Annotated in this window: 18 protein-coding genes and 2 pseudogenes; 12 read left to right on the top strand and 8 right to left on the bottom strand. The window is 70.9% G+C overall.

Annotation, left to right across the window (positions count from 1 at the left end; all coding sequences use genetic code 11):
* Window positions 1–23: 23 nt before the first annotated feature.
* The 3 genes from ACK1X7_RS02645 to ACK1X7_RS02635 are packed head-to-tail and all read right to left on the bottom strand — an operon-like array spanning window position 24 to window position 3,811.
* Window positions 24–2,252: a molybdopterin cofactor-binding domain-containing protein gene (locus tag ACK1X7_RS02645; protein ID WP_385145064.1), complete on the bottom strand. Its 2,229-nt coding sequence runs from the start codon at window positions 2,250–2,252 to the stop codon at window positions 24–26.
* A 9-nt stretch (window positions 2,253–2,261) separates the two neighbouring features.
* Window positions 2,262–3,245, bottom strand: a complete 984-nt coding sequence (locus ACK1X7_RS02640; RefSeq protein ID WP_385145066.1) for an FAD binding domain-containing protein — start codon at window positions 3,243–3,245, stop codon at window positions 2,262–2,264.
* Window positions 3,242–3,811, bottom strand: a complete 570-nt coding sequence (locus ACK1X7_RS02635; protein WP_385145067.1) for a 2Fe-2S iron-sulfur cluster-binding protein — start codon at window positions 3,809–3,811, stop codon at window positions 3,242–3,244. Before ACK1X7_RS02635 ends, ACK1X7_RS02640 begins: the two co-directional genes overlap by 4 nt.
* Before the next feature lie 339 nt (window positions 3,812–4,150).
* Between ACK1X7_RS02635 and ACK1X7_RS02630 the strand changes: the two genes are divergently transcribed.
* Window positions 4,151–6,274 (top strand): ATP-binding protein, encoded by a 2,124-nt coding sequence (locus tag ACK1X7_RS02630; protein ID WP_385145069.1) that lies wholly within the window; start codon window positions 4,151–4,153, stop codon window positions 6,272–6,274.
* Here the strand turns inward: ACK1X7_RS02630 and ACK1X7_RS02625 are convergent.
* Window positions 6,201–7,967, bottom strand: a complete 1,767-nt coding sequence (locus tag ACK1X7_RS02625) for a hypothetical protein (protein ID WP_390794323.1) — start codon at window positions 7,965–7,967, stop codon at window positions 6,201–6,203. The two genes, ACK1X7_RS02630 and ACK1X7_RS02625, sit on opposite strands and share 74 nt — an antisense overlap.
* A gap of 290 nt (window positions 7,968–8,257) precedes the next feature.
* On the opposite strand from ACK1X7_RS02625, the gene ACK1X7_RS02620 reads away from it, so the two are divergent.
* A complete protein-coding gene (locus ACK1X7_RS02620; protein ID WP_361498875.1) occupies window positions 8,258–8,488 on the top strand; it encodes a DUF6480 family protein in 231 nt (76 codons plus the stop codon).
* Window positions 8,489–8,612: 124 nt separating this feature from the next.
* Window positions 8,613–8,750, top strand: a pseudogene (locus tag ACK1X7_RS02615) (iron-containing redox enzyme family protein); the annotation flags it as partial.
* On the opposite strand, the gene ACK1X7_RS02610 reads toward ACK1X7_RS02615, so the two are convergent.
* Complete coding sequence (locus ACK1X7_RS02610) at window positions 8,730–10,271, bottom strand: MFS transporter (protein WP_385145073.1); 1,542 nt, start codon at window positions 10,269–10,271, stop codon at window positions 8,730–8,732. The pseudogene ACK1X7_RS02615 and the gene ACK1X7_RS02610 sit on opposite strands and share 21 nt — an antisense overlap.
* 96 nt (window positions 10,272–10,367) lie before the next feature.
* On the opposite strand from ACK1X7_RS02610, the gene ACK1X7_RS02605 reads away from it, so the two are divergent.
* Together ACK1X7_RS02605 and ACK1X7_RS02600 are read left to right on the top strand one after the other, a co-directional pair.
* Window positions 10,368–11,114 carry a TetR/AcrR family transcriptional regulator gene (locus ACK1X7_RS02605; RefSeq protein ID WP_413114585.1) on the top strand — a complete coding sequence of 249 codons (747 nt, stop codon included), beginning with the start codon at window positions 10,368–10,370 and terminating at the stop codon, window positions 11,112–11,114.
* 56 nt (window positions 11,115–11,170) lie between these two features.
* Window positions 11,171–12,223 carry an acyl-CoA dehydrogenase family protein gene (locus ACK1X7_RS02600; protein ID WP_385145077.1) on the top strand — a complete coding sequence of 351 codons (1,053 nt, stop codon included), beginning with the start codon at window positions 11,171–11,173 and terminating at the stop codon, window positions 12,221–12,223.
* A gap of 81 nt (window positions 12,224–12,304) precedes the next feature.
* Here ACK1X7_RS02600 and ACK1X7_RS02595 read toward each other — a convergent pair whose 3' ends face one another.
* The 3 genes and pseudogenes from ACK1X7_RS02595 to nac form a co-directional block, all read right to left on the bottom strand.
* Complete coding sequence (locus ACK1X7_RS02595; protein WP_385145079.1) at window positions 12,305–12,829, bottom strand: hypothetical protein; 525 nt, start codon at window positions 12,827–12,829, stop codon at window positions 12,305–12,307.
* 191 nt (window positions 12,830–13,020) lie between these two features.
* Window positions 13,021–13,116: pseudogene (locus ACK1X7_RS02590) on the bottom strand (sugar phosphate isomerase/epimerase); the annotation flags it as partial.
* A gap of 253 nt (window positions 13,117–13,369) precedes the next feature.
* Entirely contained in the window at window positions 13,370–14,269 is a 900-nt protein-coding gene (gene nac / locus ACK1X7_RS02585) for a nitrogen assimilation transcriptional regulator NAC (protein ID WP_385145081.1), read from the bottom strand.
* Window positions 14,270–14,600: 331 nt separating this feature from the next.
* On the opposite strand from nac, the gene ACK1X7_RS02580 reads away from it, so the two are divergent.
* The 7 genes from ACK1X7_RS02580 (at window position 14,601) to ACK1X7_RS02550 (ending at window position 21,260) form a co-directional block, all read left to right on the top strand.
* On the top strand, window positions 14,601–15,422 hold the full coding sequence (locus ACK1X7_RS02580) for a LamB/YcsF family protein (RefSeq protein ID WP_413114584.1): 822 nt from the start codon (window positions 14,601–14,603) through the stop codon (window positions 15,420–15,422).
* A gap of 1 nt (window position 15,423) precedes the next feature.
* Window positions 15,424–16,137, top strand: a complete 714-nt coding sequence (locus ACK1X7_RS02575) for a 5-oxoprolinase subunit B family protein (RefSeq protein ID WP_385145085.1) — start codon at window positions 15,424–15,426, stop codon at window positions 16,135–16,137.
* Complete coding sequence (locus ACK1X7_RS02570) at window positions 16,130–17,116, top strand: biotin-dependent carboxyltransferase family protein (protein ID WP_390794319.1); 987 nt, start codon at window positions 16,130–16,132, stop codon at window positions 17,114–17,116. Before ACK1X7_RS02575 ends, ACK1X7_RS02570 begins: the two co-directional genes overlap by 8 nt.
* A gap of 127 nt (window positions 17,117–17,243) precedes the next feature.
* Window positions 17,244–18,560 carry an MFS transporter gene (locus ACK1X7_RS02565; RefSeq protein ID WP_385145089.1) on the top strand — a complete coding sequence of 439 codons (1,317 nt, stop codon included), beginning with the start codon at window positions 17,244–17,246 and terminating at the stop codon, window positions 18,558–18,560.
* A 66-nt stretch (window positions 18,561–18,626) separates the two neighbouring features.
* Window positions 18,627–19,370: an SDR family oxidoreductase gene (locus tag ACK1X7_RS02560; protein WP_385145091.1), complete on the top strand. Its 744-nt coding sequence runs from the start codon at window positions 18,627–18,629 to the stop codon at window positions 19,368–19,370.
* A complete protein-coding gene (locus ACK1X7_RS02555) occupies window positions 19,370–20,569 on the top strand; it encodes an aspartate transaminase (RefSeq protein ID WP_385145093.1) in 1,200 nt (399 codons plus the stop codon). The genes ACK1X7_RS02560 and ACK1X7_RS02555 overlap by 1 nt, the downstream gene beginning before the upstream one ends.
* A gap of 16 nt (window positions 20,570–20,585) precedes the next feature.
* Window positions 20,586–21,260: a 4-carboxy-4-hydroxy-2-oxoadipate aldolase/oxaloacetate decarboxylase gene (locus ACK1X7_RS02550; protein ID WP_390794318.1), complete on the top strand. Its 675-nt coding sequence runs from the start codon at window positions 20,586–20,588 to the stop codon at window positions 21,258–21,260.
* The last annotated feature ends 11 nt before the right edge of the window (window positions 21,261–21,271 follow it).

Raw genomic sequence — 21,271 nt, 5'->3', positions numbered from 1 at the left:
CCGGCATGACGCCCGTCGTGCGTTCAGGCGTCCATGGGCGGCAGCCCGGGCAGCAGCTTCTCCAGCGTGATGGGGAAGTCGCGGACACGCACACCGGTGGCGTTGAACACCGCGTTCGCCACCGCCGCACCGGACCCGCAGATGCCCAGCTCACCGATGCCCTTCGCGCCGAGGACATTGGCCTTGTCGTCGTATCCGTCCAGGACGACCGCCTCGACATCGGGGATGTCGGCGTTGACGGGCACCAGGTATTGCGCGAGGTCCCGGTTGACGAAGGCGCCGGAGCGTGGGTCGACGACGGCCTCTTCCTCGAGGGCGGCGCCGACGCCCCAGATCATGCCGCCGATGAGCTGCGAGCGGGCCGTCTGCGGGTTGAGCAGGCGGCCCACGGAGAACACGCCGAGCATTCGCCGCAGACGGATCTCGGCGGTGTCCGCGTCGACGCCCACTTCGGCGAAATGGGCTCCGTAGGTGTGGATCGAGTAGTTGGTGTAGTTGGGCTCATCGCCCATGAAGCGGGTCTCGCCCTCCGCCGCCACACCGCCCGGGTGGTTGCGTGCGACCAGCTCGCTCAGTGGCTCCGACGCGTCACCGATGCGGACGTCGCCGCCGGAGAACACGGCGTCCGCCGGATCCAGGCCCCGTAGCGCGGAGCGCGCGTCGTCGTGCGCCTCGGCCAGCAGCTTCTCGCGCAGCGTCGCGCACGCCCGGTACACCGCGGTGCTGGAGTTCGCGGCGCCCCATGAGCCACCGGATCCCCAGCTCGTGGGGTTGTCGGAACGCCCGAGCTCAACGCGCACCCGGTCGGCCGGCAGGCCGAGCCCGTCGGCCGCGACCTGAGTCAGGATGGTGTACGTGCCGGTGCCGATGTCGGTCATGTCCGTCTGGACGACGGCGGTGCCGTCCGCCTCCAGTCGCACCCGCGCCGCGGTCGGCCCCTGGAGATGCACCCGGATGGCGACGGCCATCCCGTAGCCGATCAGCCACCGTCCCTCGCGCCTGCTCGAAGGAGTGGCGGGGCGGTGCTCCCAGCCGAACCGGCGCGCGCCTTCGCGCAGGCATTCGACCAGATGACGGTCGCTGTACGGCACGCCTCGTTCGGGGTCGAGGGCGGGCTCGTTGCGGATCCGCAGCTCGACCGGGTCCATCCCGAGCGTATCGGCCAGCTCGTCCATCGCCGACTCGATCGCCAGCAGGCCGGGCTCCTCGCCCGGCGCGCGGACGTCCGTCCCACGCGGCAGGTCGAGCGGTGTGAGCCGGTGACTGGTGAGCCGGTGGGGCGCGGCATAGAGGCTGCGGCTGGTGGCGGCGGTCTGCTCGGCGTACTCCACGTCCGGGTTGGTGTGCATGGTGACGTCATGGGCGATCGCGGCCAGCCGTCCGTCCCGCTCCGCGCCCAGTCGGACCCGCTGGCTCGATGTGGAGCGCATGCCGATGAGCTGGAAGATCTGCTGCCTGGTCATCGCGACCTTGACCGGGTGGTCCAGCTCGCGAGCGGCGAGCGCCGCCAGGATCGTCTCGGAGTGGATGCCCAGCTTGGATCCGAATCCGCCGCCGACGAAGGGGGAGAAGACGTGCACCCGTGCCGGATCGATCCGCAGCGTGTTGGCGATCGATGCCTGCGCCGCGTCGACGATCTGGGAGCTGACGTACACGATCAGGTCCTCGTCACGCGGTGCCACCAGGCACGCGTTCGGTTCGATGGGCATGGAGAACTCATACGGCGTCGTATAGAGCTGGTCGACCTTGACCGCCGCGCCATCGAACCCGGCATCGAAATCGCCCACTGACGTGTCCGTGGGCAGTCCGGCGTTGACGGTTTTCGGGACGTACGCCTCCCCTTCGTGCTCGGCGAAGGCGAACCGCCCCCGCCCGCCCGCGTACTCCACCTCGATGAGCTCGGCCGCCGCCCGGGCCTGCTCGAAGGTCTCGGCGACGATCAGCGCCACCGGCTCGCCGTAGTAGTGGATGTCCGGGCCGGTCAGCACCGGCTGGGCGCGCCAGTATTCGAACGGAATGGACTCATCGCGGATGCCTTGCTCGGGGGCGTTGAGATGCGTCATCACCATGCGCACTCCCGGTGCGCGTTCGGCGTCCTCGGTGTCGATCCCGATGATGCGGCCCTTGCCGATGGTCGCGCCGACGATGAACCCGTAGAGCGGTTGGCCGGCCTCCCAGTGCTCGTAGGCGTAGGCGGCCCGGCCGGCGACCTTCAGCGGGCCGTCGACACGCTGCATGGCTTGCCCGATCATCTCGCCTCCTCAGCTCGCCCGGGCCGCTTGCGCCAGCGTGCGGCACAGCGTGCGCTTGGCCAGCTCGATCTTGAAGTCGTTGTCGCCCCGCCCGACCGCGTCGCGCATCGCCGCCTCGGCCGCGTCCCGATAGGTGGCCATCGTGGCCGGACGGCCCGTCAGCGCGCCCTCCGCCTCGATGGACCGCCACGGCTTGTGCGCCACTCCGCCGAACGCCACCCGCGCCTCCCGGATCGTTCCCTGATCGGCCGAGACGATGGCCGCCACCGACACCAGCGCGAACTCATACGACGCCCGGTCGCGCACCTTGCGGTAGATCTGCCGGCCCGGCGGAGGCGAGGGCAGCGCCACGGCTGTGATCATCTCGTCGGGAGCCAGCACGGTCTCGATCTGCGGGGTGTCGCCCGGCAGCCGGTAGAAGTCCGTGATGGCGACGCGGCGCACCGAGCCGTCGGCCCCGAGCAGCTCGATCTCCGCGTCGAGCGCGGCCATCGCGACGGCCATGTCCGAGGGGTGGGTGGCGATGCAGGAGTCGCTGGCGCCGAGGATCGCGTGTATGCGGTTGAACCCGCCGATCGCCGCGCAGCCGGATCCGGGGTTCCGCTTGTTGCAGCCCGCCGCCGTGTCGTAGAAGTAGGGACAGCGCGTGCGCTGCAACAGATTTCCCCCGGTGGACGCCTTGTTGCGCAACTGGCCCGAGGCGCCCGATACCAGCGCCTCCGACAGCGCCGGATAGCGCGTGCGCACCCGGGAATCGGCGGCCACATCGGAATTGCGCGTCTGGGCGCCGATGCGCAGTCCGCCGTCCGGCGGCTCCTCGATGTCCCGCAGCGGAAGCCGGCTGATGTCCACCAGATGGCTCGGGTCCTCGATGTCGAGCTTCATCAGGTCGAGCAGATTGGTGCCGCCGCTGATGAACTTCGCGCCGGCTCGCGCCACCGCGGTGACGGCGGCCTGGGTGTCCGTCGCCCGCTCATAGGTGAAGGACCTCATCCCGGGCCTCCCTGCGCGCTGTCGCGGATGGCCGCGACGATGTTCGGATAGGCGGCGCACCGGCAGATGTTGCCGCTCATCCGCTCGCGGATCTCGTCATCGGTCAAGGTGATCCGCGGCGCGGCCACCTCGGCCGTGGCGTGGCTGGGCCAGCCCGCCGCCACCTCGGCGAGCATGCCGACAGCCGAACAGATCTGGCCGGGAGTGCAGTAGCCGCATTGGAAGCCGTCACGCTCGAGGAAGGCCCGTTGTACGGGACCCAGGTGGTCGGGATCGCCCAAGCCTTCGATCGTCACGATCTCGTCGTCCTCGTGCATGACGGCGAGCGTCAGACAGGAGTTGACGCGCCGGCCGTTGATCAGCACGGTGCACGCACCGCACTGGCCGTGGTCACACCCCTTCTTGGTCCCGCTCATGCGCAACTGCTCGCGCAGCGCGTCGAGCAGTGAGGTCCGCGGATCCACCTCGAGCCGCCGCACCTGATCGTTGACGTTCAACGTGATCGCCGAGAGGGGGGCCGGCTCGCCCTGGCTCCGCCTCATGGCGTCCGTATCCGAAGCGCTCATCACGGCCCGCCTTCCTCACTAGGTGCGGAGGTCACCCCGGATGCGCGGCGCCACTGCCGGGCGCGCCCCCGCGGCCCGTCGCTGCTGCCCGGGCACGCTCCCCTGTCCCCAGCGTCTCGCAAGTACGCGACCGTCGCACCGCGAGGATTTCGTCGCCGGCGGCTCGGCCGCCACCGGCTCCGCGGCCCGAGGGAAGTGACAGTGTGTGGTGTGCCTGTCGCCTATCGTGGTTGCGTGCGCGGCCGTCGAGCGGAGTCGGGGAGACTCGGCTGTTTCCTGTGGTGGCTGCGGGGATACAGTCCGGCCAAGGTCCGGATGGGTACCAGGGGAGGGGCTGGTGTGTTCGAGGTCGTGACGGTGAGTGCGCTCACCGCGTTCCTCACCGCGGTGGGGAACGGCGCCGCGGGGGAGATGGGCAAGCAGATGCTGCTGTCGACGGGCGCGCTGGTGAGACGGACCCTGGGGCGGGAGACACCGCTGCCGGCCACCCCGGAGGGGTGGCAGGTGCTGGCGAGGGAGACGCATGCGCGCCTCAGCGGCGATCCGCGGCGCGGTGGTGAGTGGGCCATTCTGCTGCGGACCTTGCAGGATTCCGAGGTGGCGCTGCGCCCCGGTGCCGGACTGCCGCCCGCCACCCGCGACTTCACCGACCGCCAGGTCGTCCTGCGGCGGCTGAAGCGCGAGGCGACCCGCGCCGCGGCGGGGCGGCCACGCGTCGCGCTGTTATACGGGCCGCCCGGGATCGGAACCAGCGCGGTGGCTCTCCACTGGGGCGCCGACCAGATCGCGCACTACCCCGACGGGCAGTTCTACGTCGACCTGCGCGACGCCGCCGGGGAGAGCGGACTGGAGCCGTCCGCCGTCGTGCTGCGCCTGCTGGGGCAGATGGGCGTCGAGCCCGAGGAGATCCCGCCCGCGGAGTCGGCGCGGGTCGAGCTGTACCGGCGGCTGCTGGCCGGCCGCAGGGCGTTGGTGGTGATCGATCACGCTTCCTCGGCCGCGCAGGTCCGCGGCCTGGTCCCGGCCACCCCGGAGGTCCTCCTGCTGGTGGTCGCCTCCGGCCCGGCCTTCGCACTGGAGGCGGAGCGCATCGCCGTACCGCCGCTGAGCGACCGGGACGCGGTGCGGATGCTGCGCAAGGTGGCAGGGCCGGAGAAGGTGGCGCTGGCCAAGTCCCGGATGCCGTCCCTGCTCGGCCACTGCGCGGGCAACGCCTTCGCCCTGAAGGCCGCGGCGATGAGCCTGCTGGCCGAGGAGCCGCCGCTGCCGGAGGACATGGCCGAGTCCACGGCACGTCATCCCGTACACGGCATGGTGCGGAGCGCCTGCCGCCGCCTGCGGCCGGACACCGCGCGGCTCTGCCGGCTGACCGCTCTGGGCGGCTGGCCCGCGATCGACGCCCGGCTGGCGGGGGACACCGCGGCCGTCGGCCAGGAGGAAGCCGCGGGGATGCTCGCCGAGGCGGCGGACGCACAACTGGTGGAGGCCCTGGGCGATGGCCGGTACCGCTTCCGGCCCGAGGTGCGTCGCGTTCTGGCGGACACCGCCGCCCTGGAACACGGGATCCCGGAGTGCTCCGCGGCGATGTCCCGGGCCCTGGACGGGCTGCTGAACCGAGCGCTGCACGCCGCGCACGCGGCACTGCCGCAGAGCTGGCGGACCGAGCCGGCACCGGCGCACGGCACTGCCTACCGTGACGAGGCCGAGGGCATGGCGGCGCTGCTGGCCGAGACCGGAAACGTGGTCCGGGCGGTGTCCGTGGCGGAGGAGTACCAGCACATCGACACGGCGATGCGGATGGCCCGTGCGCTGTGGCCGGTGCAGCTCAAGGCCGGGTTCTGGGACGAGGTGCTGCCCGCCCTCCGGATCGCGGCCCGGTGCGCCGAGCGGCATCACGCGGATCCCCGCATGGCGGGTGCGCTCCACTTCCAACTGGGCCACTGTCTCGGCGAGTTGAGGCGGTGGGACGAGGCCGACCGTGCGGTGCACACCGCCGTCGGGTGTGAACGCGCCGCGGGACACGTACGGGGCGAGGCGTCGTCCGTCGAGATGCTGGGCCTGCTGAATCTGAACCACTGGCGGTACGACGCGGCGTACGAGCGGTTCGTCGAGGCGGAGCGCGTCTACCGGCGGATCGCTCCCGGCCAGGAGGGCGCGGAGGACCTGCCACGTGCCCTCGCCCTGGCCGAACGCCACCAGGGGCGTGCCCTGCGCGGTCTGGGCCGGCTGGAGGAATCCCGTGCCCGTCTGGAGACCGCGCGGGACTTCTTCGCGGAACGGGGCGAGGCGTACAACCAGGCCCGTGCGCTCACCGACCTTGCCGAGACGCTGCACGACGCCGGTGACGACGCCGAGGCGCTGACGAAGATCGCCGAGGCCGAGCGCCTGCTCAACCCGGAGCGGGCGGCCCCGCATCTGGCGCATCTCGCCCGTCTGCGGCTGCGCTGCCAACCCCCGCGCTAGCGGGCATCACCGCCACCGGGTGCACGCCGCCGGCCGTGTGCACCCGGAGCGTCGTCCCGCCGGGTGGCACGGTCCGGCCGTCCGCCAGCCAGGCGTGCAGCGAGGAGGCGTACGCGGCCGGGTCGGCGTCCGCGCCCGGGCCCGCCTCGAGCTGGAACACGCCGTGATCGCGGCCGCGCACCGTGCACCGGTCCGGCCCGCTCACATACACCGCGAGCGCACAGTGCGGATGCCGGTCCAGCACCTCCGCGCTCCACTCCTCCGGGCCGCCGAGGCGGGGGTCGTCCGGCTGCCCCTCGCGCACGATCACGTCGGCCAGGGCCAGGTCGCCGGGGTCCCGGGTGTCCTCGTGCACGGCGAGGTGTGTTTCGCCGGTCGCATCGTACGGGTGCCCCGTGGTGCGCTCGATACGGACCTCGGTTCCCTGCACACGGGTACGGACGTTCAGGGGAGCCGTGCGCCGTGGCGGATCGTACGGTGGCAGGGGCAGCGGCTCCAGCAGCGCGGGGGCCGCGGGCTCGGGGAGATCCATCAGGCCGTAGAAGAGCCGCCGCAGCAGCGCCGCCGAGGCGCCCGGGGCCGAGCTGGTGAACTCCGCCGGACCGGCGAGCGGCCGGTGCCACGCCAGCAGCTCCTCGAGCTGATCCCGTGGCGGGGCGTGCGGATCGAGCCGCGGCGCCTCCCGGACGAACGTGGCGAGTGGCGCCGCGGGATCCAGCCTGTCCTGTGCGGCGGACGCCAGCAGTACGGGGATGCCCAGCGCCGCGGCGTAGTAGGAGACCGCCCCGAAATCCCCCACGACGACATCCGCCGCCAGCAGGGCCTGCCGCCATGCGTGCACGGGGTCGATCAAGGTGAGGCCGCTGCGGTGGGCCCGGTCCAGCCACACCCGGATCTGTCCCGGGCCGTGCCCGTACCAGATGTTCGGATGCAACACGGCCACCAGCCGGTAGTCGTCGGCCGGCAACTCGGCGGCGAGCCGGGGCAGCAGACTCGGCAGGACGTCATGGCCACCGCCGTTTCCGAACAAACCCTCCGGATTCCAGGTGGAGTTGAGCACCACGAGCCGCTGACCGCGCCGCACCCCCAGGGCGCGCCGGAACCGCTCACGGTAGTCACGGCCGGCCAGCAGGCGGTCGAAGCACGGGTCGCCCGCGAGGACGGCCGCCTCCTCGGCTTCGGGGCATACCCGCCGCAACCGCTCCAACTGCTCCGGATGGGACAGCACGAGGCCGTCCACGAAGGGTTCGCCGTTCGCGAGCAGCCACTCCGGTGACAGCCCGAACGTCGGCTCGCGGCCTCCGGCTTCCGTCACCGGCAGCTTCTTGGTGTATCCGACACCGTGGGACAGTACGGCTAACTTGCCGCGCAGCCGGTCGAGTTGACCACCGAAGCTCGCGGAAACCGCCAGGTCCACCGGTGTCGCCAGCGCCTGCTCCCAGGGCAGCACGGGCAGACCCAGCTCGGCGAACAGCTCGCGGATGCCCCCTTGGAAGGCGGATGACTCCGTCGACGTGGCCAGCAGTTGCACCCGAAAGTCGTCGTGGAACAGCGGCAGCACGTCCAGCAGGCGTCCGGCGGAGGTGACGTTGTGCACCACCAGCAGGACACGGCGAGGAGTGGCCCGGCTGGCCCAGCGATCGGAGCCCTCCCCGACCGGGACCCGTATCGCCAGGGGATCGGCTGCCCCCACTCGCCACCTCCTGCTGGTCACGCGATGTCCTCGGTATGCCGGATCACCCTAGCCAGGTGATCGGGCGCACGGTGAGGCCCGGCCGCACCTGGTGTTCCACACCACCGGCACGGCCGGGAACGCGAAGCACGGATGACGTTCCCGGTGGGCCGCGAACGCCACGCCGTGCCCGGCGTGCTTTCCGCCGTATCGTGGGAAGAGTCCACCGGGGACAGCGCCTCGCACAGATCGTGCGGGGTGGCGGGCCCCGGGCAGGCGGCGCCCCGAAGGCGGAAAGGAGCGCATCGGAGATGGACCAGACGAACCCAGTCCCGAACCCCGAGCGCACTCCCGGACTACGGCCCAGCGTGGGCGTGCCCCCGGGGGAGACCCCACCGGCCGAAGACGGCCTCTCGGAAGCGGGCCCCCAGGAGACGTACAACCCCACGAAAGGCTGGTCGAAGGGCCCCACGATCATCATTTGGGCCTTTGTGGTGCTGTTCGCGGCCTTCTGCGTCGCGTTCGCGATCGTCGTGCTGTAGGCGACCGGGGCGAGCCGAGGTGTCCGCTCGCGCGACGGCGCGGGGGTGTCCCACTACCTCCGGGACGAGGGCGAGCTGTGGCAGTTGCGTGAGTACATCGCGCATCGGTCGCCGTATCCACGAACTCCTGAAGCGCGAACCGGGACTGGCCGCGGACGTGGCGTTCGGCGTCGATGCCACTGTGTTCCTGGAGGACCGCCTCGCCGAGGGGCTTCTGGGCGCCTGGCGGAAGGGCCGGTCCTCACTCCGCGCCCCGCTGTGATCCGGGCTGTCCCGCCTCCCCGGACTCCGGCTCGGGCGCCGTCGCCAGGGTGGTGCGGCCCGGCAGTACGAACAGCGCCACGGCCGCGCCGACCAGGGCCGCCGCCACTCCGACGCTCATCGTGACGGACTGGGCGTCCGTGAAGGCCGAACGGGCCGCCTCGGTCAGCGCCTCGCCATCCGGGCGGTCCCGGGCGTGCGACAGGGTGGCGCCGAGCGAGGACATCGCGTCGTCGGGCAGACCGTCCGGCAGCTTGCCCCGGTAGACGGTGGCGAGCAGGCTTCCCAGTCCGGCCACGCCCAGAGCGATGCCGAGTTGCTGGTGGGTGTCGTTGAGCGCGGATCCCATACCGGCCCGTTCGGGCGGCACCGCCCCCAGCACCGTGCTGGTGGCCGAGGGCCCCGCGATCCCGGATCCGATACCGGCCAGCGCCAGCCCGACGGACACCGTCGCGTAGCTGCCCTCCTCGGAGAGCGAGGCCAGCGTCACGAATCCGGCGGCGGTGACGGTGAATCCGGCGACGATGCAGGCCCGCGGCCCGAACCTGGCCGCGGCCCGGCCGCCCACGGTCGAGCCCGCCACGACCCCGGCCGCGAGCGCCACCGCGGCCAGACCGGTCTCGAAGGCGCTGTAGCCCAGTACCAGTTGCAGATACTGGCTCAGCACGAAGAGGGTGCTGCCGGTGGCGATCGTCATCACCGCCACCGCGAAGCCGGCCCCGGAGAACCGCCGGTCGCGGTAGAGCCGCAGATCGACCATCGGCGTCGCGGAGCGGTGCTGCCGTACGCCGAAGCCGATCAGCGCCATCAGCGCCACCGCCGTCCCGCCCAGCACCGCGGGCGCGGTGTACCCGTACGCCGGGGCTTCGATCAGGGCCCACACCAGGCCGGTCATGCCCGCGGTGACCAGAACCGTGCCGAACGGATCCAGCCCGCGGCCATCGGGTGCCCGTGTCCGGGGCACCAGCCGTACGACCCCGAACAGGGCCACCGACACCACGGGGATGTTGATCAGGAAGACCCCCGCCCAGCTCCACATGTCCACCAGGGCGCCACCGAGCAGCGGCCCCGCGGCCATGCCGACGGAGGCGACCGCGCTCCACACCGCGAAGGCCCGCGGGCGCTCCCGTTCGGGGAAGACCACGACGAGAACCGCCAGCGTCGCGGGCATCACCAGCGCCGCGCCCACTCCCATGAGCGCCCGCATCGCGATCAGCCACCACACCGACGGGGCTGCCGCGGCCAGACCCGACGCCGCTCCGAAGACCAGCAGCCCCAGCACGAGGGTGCGCCGCCTGCCGTAGCGGTCGGAGAGGACACCCGCGGTGATGAGGAGCCCGGCGAAGACCACGACATAGGCGTCGATCACCGCCTGGAGCTGGTCCGTCGAGGCGTCGAACGCGTCGCCGATGGCGGGCACCGCGACATGCAGGACGGTGTTGTCGATGACGATCACGAGCAGGGCGGCGCATAAGGCCACCAGGATCGCCCACCGGCGCGGATGGCCTTCTTCGTCCCTCATGTTCCTCCCTCGTTCCACTTCTCCAACGCTGTTGGCATCTATCCAACACTGTAGGATTGATGGAACGGTGAGGGCAACGGGGTAGGCTGCGGCCTCGTGAGTGCGAAGCCGAACGGGACTGAGGGAACGAGCGGGAACAAGGGAAAGACGGCGCTGGACAACGCGCCGGGAGCGGTGTGGTTCCGCGCCGAGAAGGCGTCCCGCCCACGTCCTCAGCTTTCACATGAGCGGATCATCGCCACCGCCGTCGAGCTGCTGGACCGCGACGGCGTACAGAAGCTGAGCATGCGCCGGCTCGCCGAGCGGCTCGGCGCCCACGCGACCAGCCTCTACTGGCATGTGGCCACCAAGGACGACGTCCTCGACCTGGCCCTCGACGCCGTCTTCGCCGAACTCGACCTCCCCGAGAAGCACAGTGCCTCTTGGCAGGAGGACACCGAGGCGTTCATGACCGGCCTGCGTTCCGCCCTCCTGCGCCACCCGTGGGCCGCGGCCCTGGCCAACTCCCGCCCCCTCATGGGGCCCAACGCCCTGCGCTCCTCGGAGTTCGCCTACACCGCGCTCACCACGGGCGGTTTCGAAGGGGTCCACCTGTCGTCCGCCGCGGCCACCATCACCCACTATGTGATCGGCTCCGCGTCCTCCGAAGCGGTGTGGCAGCAGCGCTCCGACGAGGCGGCGACCCGCTCGGCCGTGGACGCCCACATCCGCGCCCACGTCGACGAATACCCCACTCTCGCCGGTCACTTCCCCCTTCTGGAGGAGGACGACTGGGACTCCCACTTCCACCGCGGCATGCGCCTGCTGCTGGCCGGTCTCACGTCCCCCGACGCTCACGCGTAGGCGGCTCGACGCACCAGGACACCGACCACGCCGACGCGCCAACGAAAGGAGCGGTCATGACCGCCCCGGCCCCGACGCTGATCGAGGCGGCCCGGCGCCTCGCCGACGAGGTGTTGGCGCCCGGCGCCGAGTCCGCCGACCGCGAGGGCGTGTCCCCGGCCACGATCGCCGAGGTCAAGAGGTCCGGGGTGCTCGGGGTGGGCGGACCGGCGGCGTACGGCGGGGCGCAGGTGGCGGACGCGGTTGCCCGGGAGGTCGCCGAAATCCTGGCCGGGGCCTGCTGTTCCACCTACTTCGTGCAGGCCCAGCACCACAGCCCGGTCAGGATGCTCGCCGCGGGCGACTCCCCGGCGCGCGAGCGGCTGCTGCGGCCGCTGTGCGACGGCACGCTGCTGTCCGGTATCGCCTTCTCCCATCTGCGGGCCTTTCCGCGCAAGCCGGTGCGGGTCACCCGGGTCCCGGGCGGCAGGCGCTTCGACGGCCGGGTGCCGTGGTACACCGGCTGGGGCCTGAACGATGTGATGCTCCTCGCCGGGGTCACCGACGAAGGCGAAGCGCTGTTCGCCTTCGCGGACGCTCGTGAGCAGCCCGGTCTGCGGCCCACACCGCAGCTCCAACTGGCAGCGCTGACCGGCACCCGCACCGTCGGCCTGGAGCTGGACGGCCTGGTGGTGCCCGAGGAGGACGTGGTCTGGAGCCGTCCCTACGAGGAGTGGGCCATCGCGGACCGACCGAAGAACACCAACCCCAACCCGGCCGTGTTCGGCGTGGCGGGCGCGGCCCTGGAGCTGCTGGAGGCCGCCGGGGACGCGGAGGCGAAGGAGACGGCGCAGGTGCTGGGCGAGCGGCTGCGTGAGGTGCGCCGGGAGGCGTACGCGCTGGTGGACGAGGTGCCGGCGGGCGAGCGGCTGACGGACCGGCTCGCGGTGAAGACCCGGGCCTACGACGTGCTGCGCGCCGCCACCACCGCGGCGATCGTCGCGGGCGGCGGCCGGGCCTTCGGCCTCGGCAGCCCCGCGCAGCGGCTGGCCCGGGAGGGCCTGTTCCTGGTGGTGCAGGGCCAGACCGCCGACGTCCGCAGCGCCCACCTGCGGGCGTTGCGTGGGTGACCCGCCGTCGCGGTCCCAGATGTGATCGGTGTGCTTCTGAGGGGTGCGGGCAAGGCCACGTACGGTCCGCGCTCGCGCCGCCTACTCCAGGCCGGACGCCCCGAGGATCCCCCGGGTGGCCGTGTCGTCGAGGCTCCGCCCCAGCAGCCGCAGGATCTCCGTGCCGTGCCGCAACGTACCGCGTTCGAGGGAGCGCCGGGCACCGGTGTCCAGCTCATGCCACAGCAGGGGATCCGCGATCAGGACGCCCATGTCGAGGGCCACCCGGTGGCCGTAGACGTCTCGCAGGAGCAGCCGGGTGGCGATCCGGCCGCCCTGCCACACCCCGGTCAGGGCGTCGGTGCGCACCCGGCGGACGCGTACGAAGCCCCGTACGGTCAGCCAGCCGCCGCCCGCCGTCACCCGCGGTGGCCGCAGCACGGTGAACGCCACCACCGCGAGCAGCGCCCACAGATCGGCCCGACCCACGGTGAGCCCGCCCGAGGCCCAGTCGAGGAGCGTCGTCACCCCGCCGAACGCCAGCGCGAGACACACCGCCCACCGCCCGTCCGCACGTGGACGGCCACTACGGGGCGTCCGGGCGGGCCCGCCCATCAGCCGTTCCATACGGGCACGCTAAGCGGGGCACTGGGCGGGCGGGAACGCGCCCTGACGCGCCCTGACGCTCCTCTTACGCCGCCGTGATGACCTTTAACGGGGCTTTGGCGCTCCGCCGGTGTCTCTGCCGGCGCCTCAGTCGGTGTCTCCGCCTGTGTGAAGGTGGCCGGACCCGACGCAGCCGGTCCGGCCACCCCGTTTCACCCGGTGAGCTCCTTGCGGATGTGGTTCGGCATGAAGGCGGAGGACTCCCGGGCCCGTTCCTCCCAGGCGAAGACACAGGCGGTGGCCACGCCGGGTGGAAGGTGTGCGGAGCGCTGGAGGGCGCGACGCCGGAGCCGCGGGAGGCGGTGCTGGATCCGAAGCTGACGGTACGGGGCACCAGCGGACCGCCCCCGGAGGGCATCGGCGCGGGAAATCGGTGACCGTTACGCATTCGCCGATGTCCATGCTAATTTCCGGAAAGCCGCGAGTAAGCGCGCAATGCGGCCGCACGGAGATATTTCGCGTGACGCTATCGGCGGCCGGAATGGATGAACGCGATCCCGGCTAGCCGAAGTCGGCGATCAGCTCGTGGAACAGATCGTGCACGGCGTGGGCGGGTTCCGACAGCGGCTGATGGTCGGAGGTGCAGAGGGACAGCTTGACCTGGATGGCCGGATCGACGATCCGCCGTACCTCCAGGTTCCGCACATCGAGGATGGCGCGCGCCGCCGACCAGGGCAGCACCGTCGCCCCGAGGTCGGCGCCGACGGCGCTGACCAGGGTCAGGACCGATTCGAGCTCACCGATCACCCGGGGCTGGAGCGATGCCTGCTGGAACGCGGCATCCACGACCTGGCGGATGGTGTGGATACGGCTGGGCAGGAGCAGACCGACGTCGGCCAACTCCTTCAGCGACACCTCATCGTCGCCACCCGGAGTGTTCGCGCCCGGCGCGGCGATCAGGAACAGATCCTCGGTGCGCAGCGGCTCGAACTGCACTCCCCGTAGCGGACCGGCCCCGTAGATGAAGGCCATGTCCATCCGGCCGGTCATGATCGCTTCGCTGATGACCCCGCCGAAGTTCTCGTTGATGTGCAGCAGGATGTCGGGGTAGCGCTCGCGCACGCTCCTGAGCAGGGGAAGCGCAAGGGCCGCCCCCATGCTGTAGGGCGCCAGCCCCACCGAGACGCTGCCGGCCGGGGCCCGCCCGGACACATCGACCGCCGCATGTGCGAGATCGACCTGGCGCAGGATGAGCTGTGCGTGCCGGTACAGCGCCCGGCCCGCCTCGGTCGGCGCCACTCCGCGCTTGCTGCGGATCAGCAGTTGCTGTTTGAACTGGGCTTCCAGCATGGAGAGTTGCTGGCTGAGCGCGGGCTGGGCGATATGCAGGATGTCGGCCGCACGCGTGATGCTCCCGGCGTCGACGATCTTCACGAACGAGTAAAGACGCCTGGTGTCCATGGGTGGCCCTCCAGCCTGAGCGGAGTCTCATGGTAGGCCCACGGCGTCCGCCGGACGGTGGCCCGCGTGAGCCACGTCATATCCAGCGGTGATTACGTCACATGGAACGCGTATTTGCCGCCGCCCTACAACGGGATTAGGTTCACCGAAACGCGGATTCAGGGCCGCTCGGCCACGGAAACCGTGTCATTCCAAGTCAACCGTGGGAATGGTTACGACCTTGTCAACGCCGTGAACGCACACCGGGAGCGGGCGCGGACAAGCCAAGTCCACTGAGCCGAAAACGAAGAAGTGGCGACGTCGCCTTTTCTTCCTTTTTCTGGAGGACGTCATGACGTATTTGGTCGATCTCGTGGCAGATCTGGGCGAGGGGTTCGGCGCCTACACCATGGGCGACGACAAAGCGCTGCTCGACGTGGTGACATCGGCCAATATCGCGTGCGGATTCCATGCGGGAGACCCGCGGATCATGGACGCGACCGTCCGCCACTGCGTCCGGCGCGGCGTCGCCGTGGGCGCACACCCCGGCTTTCCCGATCTCGTCGGATTCGGCCGCCGTGCGATGGACCTGACCCCGGACGAGGTCCGGACCGACACGCTGTACCAGATCGGCGCGCTGCGGGCGTTCGCCGCCGCGCATGGCACCCAGGTGCGCCATATCGCGCCGCACGGCCGCCTCGGCAACCTGGTGGCGACCCGGCCGGACTACGCGCAGGCGGTGGCCGAGGCCGTGGAGTCGCTCGACCGGTCGCTGATCGTCCTGGCCCAGGACGGCGCGCTCGCCGACGCCGCCCGTGCCCGTGGCCTGCGGGTAGGCATCGTCGGGATCGCCGACCGGGCCTATCGCGACGACGGCACGCTGGTGCCCAGAAGTGAACCGGGTGCGGTGATCCACGACCCGGGGGAAATCGCCGAGCGGACCGTCCGGATGGTCACCGAAGGGGTGGTGCGCGCCATCGGTGGCCGTGGCCTTCCGGTCGCATGCGACACCGTACTGCTGCACGGCGACACCCCTGGGGCCATCACGCTCGCGCACCGGATACGCCGCGAACTCCTCGCCGCCGATGTGCAGATCACCCCATTGACGAACGTCCTGGACGCCAAGGTCGGCAGCGCCGAGGTCGCCAGTACCAAGACTGCCAGGAGCGCCTGAGATGGGCGGCGACGACATCGTGATCGCGGACTGCGGTGATTCGGCCGTCGTCGTCAAGGCGATGGGTGACCCCGCCCGCGCCTGGCAGACCGTGCACGCTCTGGCCCACGCGTTCGAGGCGGCCCGGCCCGGCGGCGTGTACGGCATCGTGCCCACGTACGACTCGCTGCTGATCGAGTTCGACTGTTTCCACACCGATCACACGACGGTCCGGCGTGCCCTGCGATACGAGGCCGACCGACTCGGCGAAGGAGCCTTCCCGACGACACCTTCCCGGCGCTTCGTGGTGCCGGTGGTGTACGGCGGTGAACACGGCCCCGATCTGCCCGTCGTCGCCGAGCAGTTGGGGCTGACCGAGCACGAGGTGGTGGCGTTGCACTCCGCCGCTCCGCTCACGGTCCGCTGCCTCGGAGCCCCGGCGGCGGCCCCGATGATGGACGGCCCCGCCTTCCCGAAGCCGGTGCCGAGGCTTGCCTCGCCACGGACGAGCGTCGTGCCCGGCTCGATCGCGGTGGCCGGACGGCAGGCCGTCATCTCGCCCATGCCCTCGCCCGGCGGCTGGCCGCTGCTGGGGCGTACGCCACTGCGCGTCCTGGACCTCGACGCCGAGCCACTGGCTCCGTACCGGCCCGGCGACACATTCCAGTTCGTGCCGATCGACCCCGGCCAGTGGGACGAGCACGTCGGAACACCCCTGGCGGCTGCCCATGGCTGACACCCTGACCGTCCACCGTGCGGGCCTCGCCACCGTGCAGGACCTCGGCCGCTTCGGCCACTCCCACTACGGGCTGCCGGTCAACGGAGCACTCGACCAGCATTCCGCCCGCGTCGCCAATGTGCTCGCCGGAAACGACGAGGGAGCACCGCTGATCGAGATCACCGCACTGGACTTCGGCTGCACCCCCTCGGCCGATGTGCTCATCGCGGTGACCGGCGCGCCCGCCGAGGTGACCGTGGGCGGCGTCCGGCGGAACCAGTGGGAGCCCGTGTCGGTACGCGCCGGGGAGACCATCGCCATCACCGGCGTCCGGCTTGGCCTGCGGGTCTACCTGGCCATTCTCGGCTCGGTGGAGACCCCGTCCCTGCTCGGAAGCTGCGCCCCCGACACCATCCTGGGCTTCGCGCACTCCCTGCGTGGCGACGATGAGCTGACCTTGCGCACACCCTGTCCGCCGATCGATCACCCGGTGTTCCGGATACCGCTGTTCCGGCTGAACGTGCCCGTCGCGCGCTTCGGCGACGCGTGGACGATCGATGTGACCGAAGGGCCCGACCACGAGGAGTTCGGTGACACCGCCGAGCGGCTGTTCCGGTCGGCGTTCACGGTGACCCCGCGCAGCAACCACATCGGGCTGCGCATGAGCGGCGACGTACCGCGACGGGTGGCGAGCGGGGAACTGCTCTCCCGGGGAGTGCCCGTCGGCGCGGTCGAGGTGCCCGCCGGTGACGAACTGCTCGTCCTGCACCGCGGCCGCGGCGTCACCGCCGGATACCCGGTGCTCGCCGTGGTGACGGCGACGGGCCTGTCCGCGCTCGGACAGGCCCGACCCGGCCAGTCCGTTCGCTTCCGGCGCCGCACGGTCGCCGAGGCCGTGAGCGCCTACCGAGCCCAGCGACACGCCATCCACGCGCTCAAGGCCCGCGTACGCACGGCCTTCGAAGCCCTGCGCATCCCCGCCCCCGCCACGCCGTAAGACCGCCCCCCGCCGCGACATATGACGCCCTCCCGCCCCGCCACGCCGTAAGACCCTCTTCCGTCCCCTCCTAGCTGTGAGTGATCCGTCCCCGCCAGCCACACCCCGCCAGCAGAAGAGAGACATCATGACCGCCGTCGCCGCTCACCCGGTACCCAACGTCGTCGATCCGAGAACCGCGAAGAAGGTGACGCTCGCCGGCTGTGTCGGCATCTTCGCCGAGCTCTATGACAACGGCATCTTCGGCTTCATGGCGGGCACTTTGGGTGCCGTGTTCTTTCCGGACGCGACCCATGCGGTACAGGTGCAGCTCGTCTTCCTCGGATACGCCGTCTCGTTCTTCTTCCGTCCCCTCGGCGGCATCATCTGCGGCCACCTCGGTGACCGCATAGGCCGACAGCGGATGCTCGTCTTCGTCATCATGCTGATCAGCGTGGCGACGGCGGCGATCGGCCTGCTGCCGACGTACGCGAGCATCGGCGTGGCCGCGCCAGTGCTGCTGATCCTGCTGCGTGTGCTCCAGGGATTCTCCGTCGGCGGCGAGGCATCGGGTGCGATGACCTTCCTCGCGGAGCACGCCCCCGAGGGCAAACGCGGCCTGTACACCAGCTACGCCCAGATCGCCTCCTTCCTCTCCCTGCTGACCGGAACCCTGATCGCGGCGGGCATGACCGGCGGCCTCGGGGCGGACGCCATGGAGTCCTACGGCTGGCGCATACCGTTCCTGCTGGCCATTCCGCTGGGCATGGCCGGGCTCTACATCCGCAGGCGCATCAGCGACACGCCGAACTTCACCCGGCTGCGGGAGGAGGGCGGCCTGTCCAAGAACCCGCTCAAGGAGGCGTTCTCCTCCTCCGAGCACCGCCGCGCCATGCTGCTGGCCCTGTTCATCCCGCTCATGAACGGATCCGGCTACTACGTGCTGTTCAGCTATATGCCGACCTTCATGAGCGGTGAGCTGCACTTCGGCAAGGTGCAGAGCCTCCTCGTCACCGCGGCCAGCCTGGTGGCCATCTCGCTCGCCATCCCGTTCATGGGCGCACTGTCCGACCGGATCGGGCGGAAGAAGGTGCTCATGGGGGCCGCGATCGCCATGGCCATCGCCGGTATTCCCTGTTACCTGCTCATCGGCACCGGCAATGTGGCGCTGGCCGTTCTCGGCGCGTGTGTCATGGCCGTCATCTTCGCGGGCCACACCGGCGTCATCCACATCCTGCTCGTCGAACTCTTCCCCACTCGGGTGCGGTACTCCGCCTACGGCCTGGGCTACAACATCTCGTCGGCCCTCTTCGGGGGCACCGCGCCACTGCTGATGGCCTATCTCATCAGCCGCACCGGGAACGTCACCATGCCCGCCTTCTATGCGGTCATCACCGCTCTCGGCACGCTCATCGCGGTCTCCCGGGTGACGGACAAGGCACATCTGCCGCTGCGGGACGCGTGACGCCGGGCCGCGCCACCACCGGAAGCACCCCGCCAACCCCGCCAACCTCCAAGGAGTGAAGGCCACATGCCCTTTTCCGACTACAAGACCGCACTGGTGACCGGTGCCTCCACCGGTATCGGAGCGGTGGTCGTCGAACGGCTGACGAAGCAGGGCCTCGAGGTCCACGCCCTGGCCCGCAATGTCGAGCGGCTGGACGACCTCGCCCGGCGGACCGGCTGCGTTCCGCACGCCGTGGACATCACGGACACCCCCGCACTCACCGAGGAGCTGCGAGGCATCGATGTCGACCTGCTCGTCAACAACGCCGGCGTATCGCGCTCCGGAAACATCCTCACGGCCGACGAGTTCGCCATCGACGAGCAGATAGCGGTCAACGTCCAGGCGGTCCTCCACCTGGTGCGCCTGGTCATGCCGGGGATGGTCGAACGCGACCTCGGACACATCGTGAACATCAGCTCCATCGCCGCCGTCTACAACTTCGGCGGAAACACCATCTACCACGCTACCAAATCGGCCGTGCACACCCTCTCCCGCCAGCTCCGGGTCGACGGATACGGACGCCGTATCCGGGTCACCGAGATCTGCCCCGGTCGGGTGGAAACGGAGATCTTCGGCCGGCTGCTGGGCGATATGGAAGAGGCGCAGCGCCGCTACTACGACGGCTATGAGTCGCTGAAGCCGGAGGACATCGCGGACGCCATCGAGTTCGCCGTGGGATCACCGCGGCACGTGAACATCGGCCATGTGGAGATTCTGCCCACCTTCCAGGTGCCCGGTGGCCTCAACTTCGAGCGGAGGACGGACTGATGAGCACCGCGCAACGGGTGAGGCGCATCAAGCCCTCGCCGAGCACGGCGGCCGCCCAGCGGGTCCGTGAGCTGAAGGCCCAGGGCCTGGACATCCTCGACCTCACCGTGGGCGAGCCCGACTTCGACACCCCCGCCCATGTGAAGGATGCCGCGATCGAGGCGATGCGGCAGGGCGCGACGAAATACACGCCCGTCAACGGCACCCCGCGACTGCGCGCCGCCATCGCGGACCGGCTCCGGCTGCGGCACGGACTCGACTACCCCGGCGACCGCATCGTGGTCGGCGGTGGCGGGAAGCAGGTCATCTTCCTCGCCCTGATGGCCACCCTGGACGCGGGCGACGAGGTCGTCATCCCCGCCCCGTACTGGGTGTCCTATCCGGACATGGTGCTCGCCAACGACGGCACACCGGTGATCGTGCCCTGTGCGGAAGCGGACGGATTCAAACTGACACCGGGGCGGCTCGCCTCGGCGCTCACCGACCGCACCCGCTGGGTCGTCCTCAACTCCCCGAGCAACCCCACGGGCGCCGCCTACACCGCGGGGGAACTGCGCGCGCTCGCCGAGGTGCTGCTCGCCCACCCGCATGTCCAGGTGCTCACCGACGAGATCTACGACGAGATCTGGTACGAGCCGGGCCGGGTCCCCAGCATGGCCGCGGCCGAACCGCGCCTGACCGACCGGGTCTTCCTCACCAACGGCGTCTCCAAGACCTACGCGATGACCGGCTGGCGGATCGGATACGGCGCGGGCAACGCCGAACTCGTCGGCGCCATCAACACCCTCCAGTCCCAGATCTCCTCGTGCCCCTCGTCCATCAGCCAGGCGGCCGCCACCGCCGCGCTCACCGGCGACCAGAGCTTCGTCCGTGACTGCGTGTCCGTCTACCGCGGGCGCCGCGACGCGGTCGGCAAACTGATCGATGACACCCCCGGGCTGTCCTGCACCCCGCCGAGCGGTGGCTTCTACGCCTTCGTCAACTGCACCGGCGTCCTCGGCAGGCGCACCCCGTCCGGCGACGAGATCCGCACCGACGAGGACTTCGCGGCCCATCTGCTGGAGTCACGGCGGGTCGCGGTGATCCACGGCGCCGCGTACGGCTCACCGGGGTACTTCCGCATCTCCTTCGCGACCTCCGACGACATCCTCACCACGGCCTGCGAGGGCATCGCCCGCGCCTGTGCGGACCTTTCCTGACTCACCGAGGAGCCACATGCTGCGCGTCAACACCCGATTCGACCGGCCCGACCCGGCCCTCGTCGACCAGCTACGCGGGTACTCCGCCGCCACCATCCACGAGGCCCAGGGCCGCCTCGGGGCACTGGACTCCACCATCAAACCGATCGACCCCACCATGTCGGCCTGCGGCCCCGCCTTCACCGTGCGCTGCGCGCCACGGGACAACATCATGCTCCAGGTCGCCATCGCCCATGCCCGACCCGGCGACGTCATCGTGGTCGCCGCGGGCGCGTACGCCGAGGCTGGTTCCTTCGGCGATGTGCTGGCCAACGCGTGTGTGGCCAAGGGGCTCGGTGGACTCGTCACCGACACCGGGGTGCGCGACACACGGGAACTGCGGGAGCTGGGTTTCCCGGTGTTCTCGTACAGCGTCAGCATGAAGGGCACGGTCAAGGAAACCGTCGGCCCGATGGCCGAACCCGTCCTGATCGGCGGCGAGATCGTCCGCCCGGGGGACGTGGTGCGCGCGGACGCCGATGGTGTCGTCGTGGTGCGCCGCGAGGACGTGGCGGACGTCATCCGCAGGTCTCAGGCGCGTGACGAGGCGGAAGACGCGTATATCGCCGACTACCGCGCCGGAAAGAGCGTGATCGAGGTCAGCCGGCTGGCCGAGGTGCTGAAGGCCAAAGGGCTCGTCATCGACGAGTAGTGGCGGACGGC

This window comes from Streptomyces sp. CY-1 (genome assembly GCF_047218265.1).
Classification (GTDB): domain Bacteria; phylum Actinomycetota; class Actinomycetes; order Streptomycetales; family Streptomycetaceae; genus Streptomyces; species Streptomyces niphimycinicus.
This window is presented reverse-complemented; position numbering and strand designations above follow the sequence as displayed.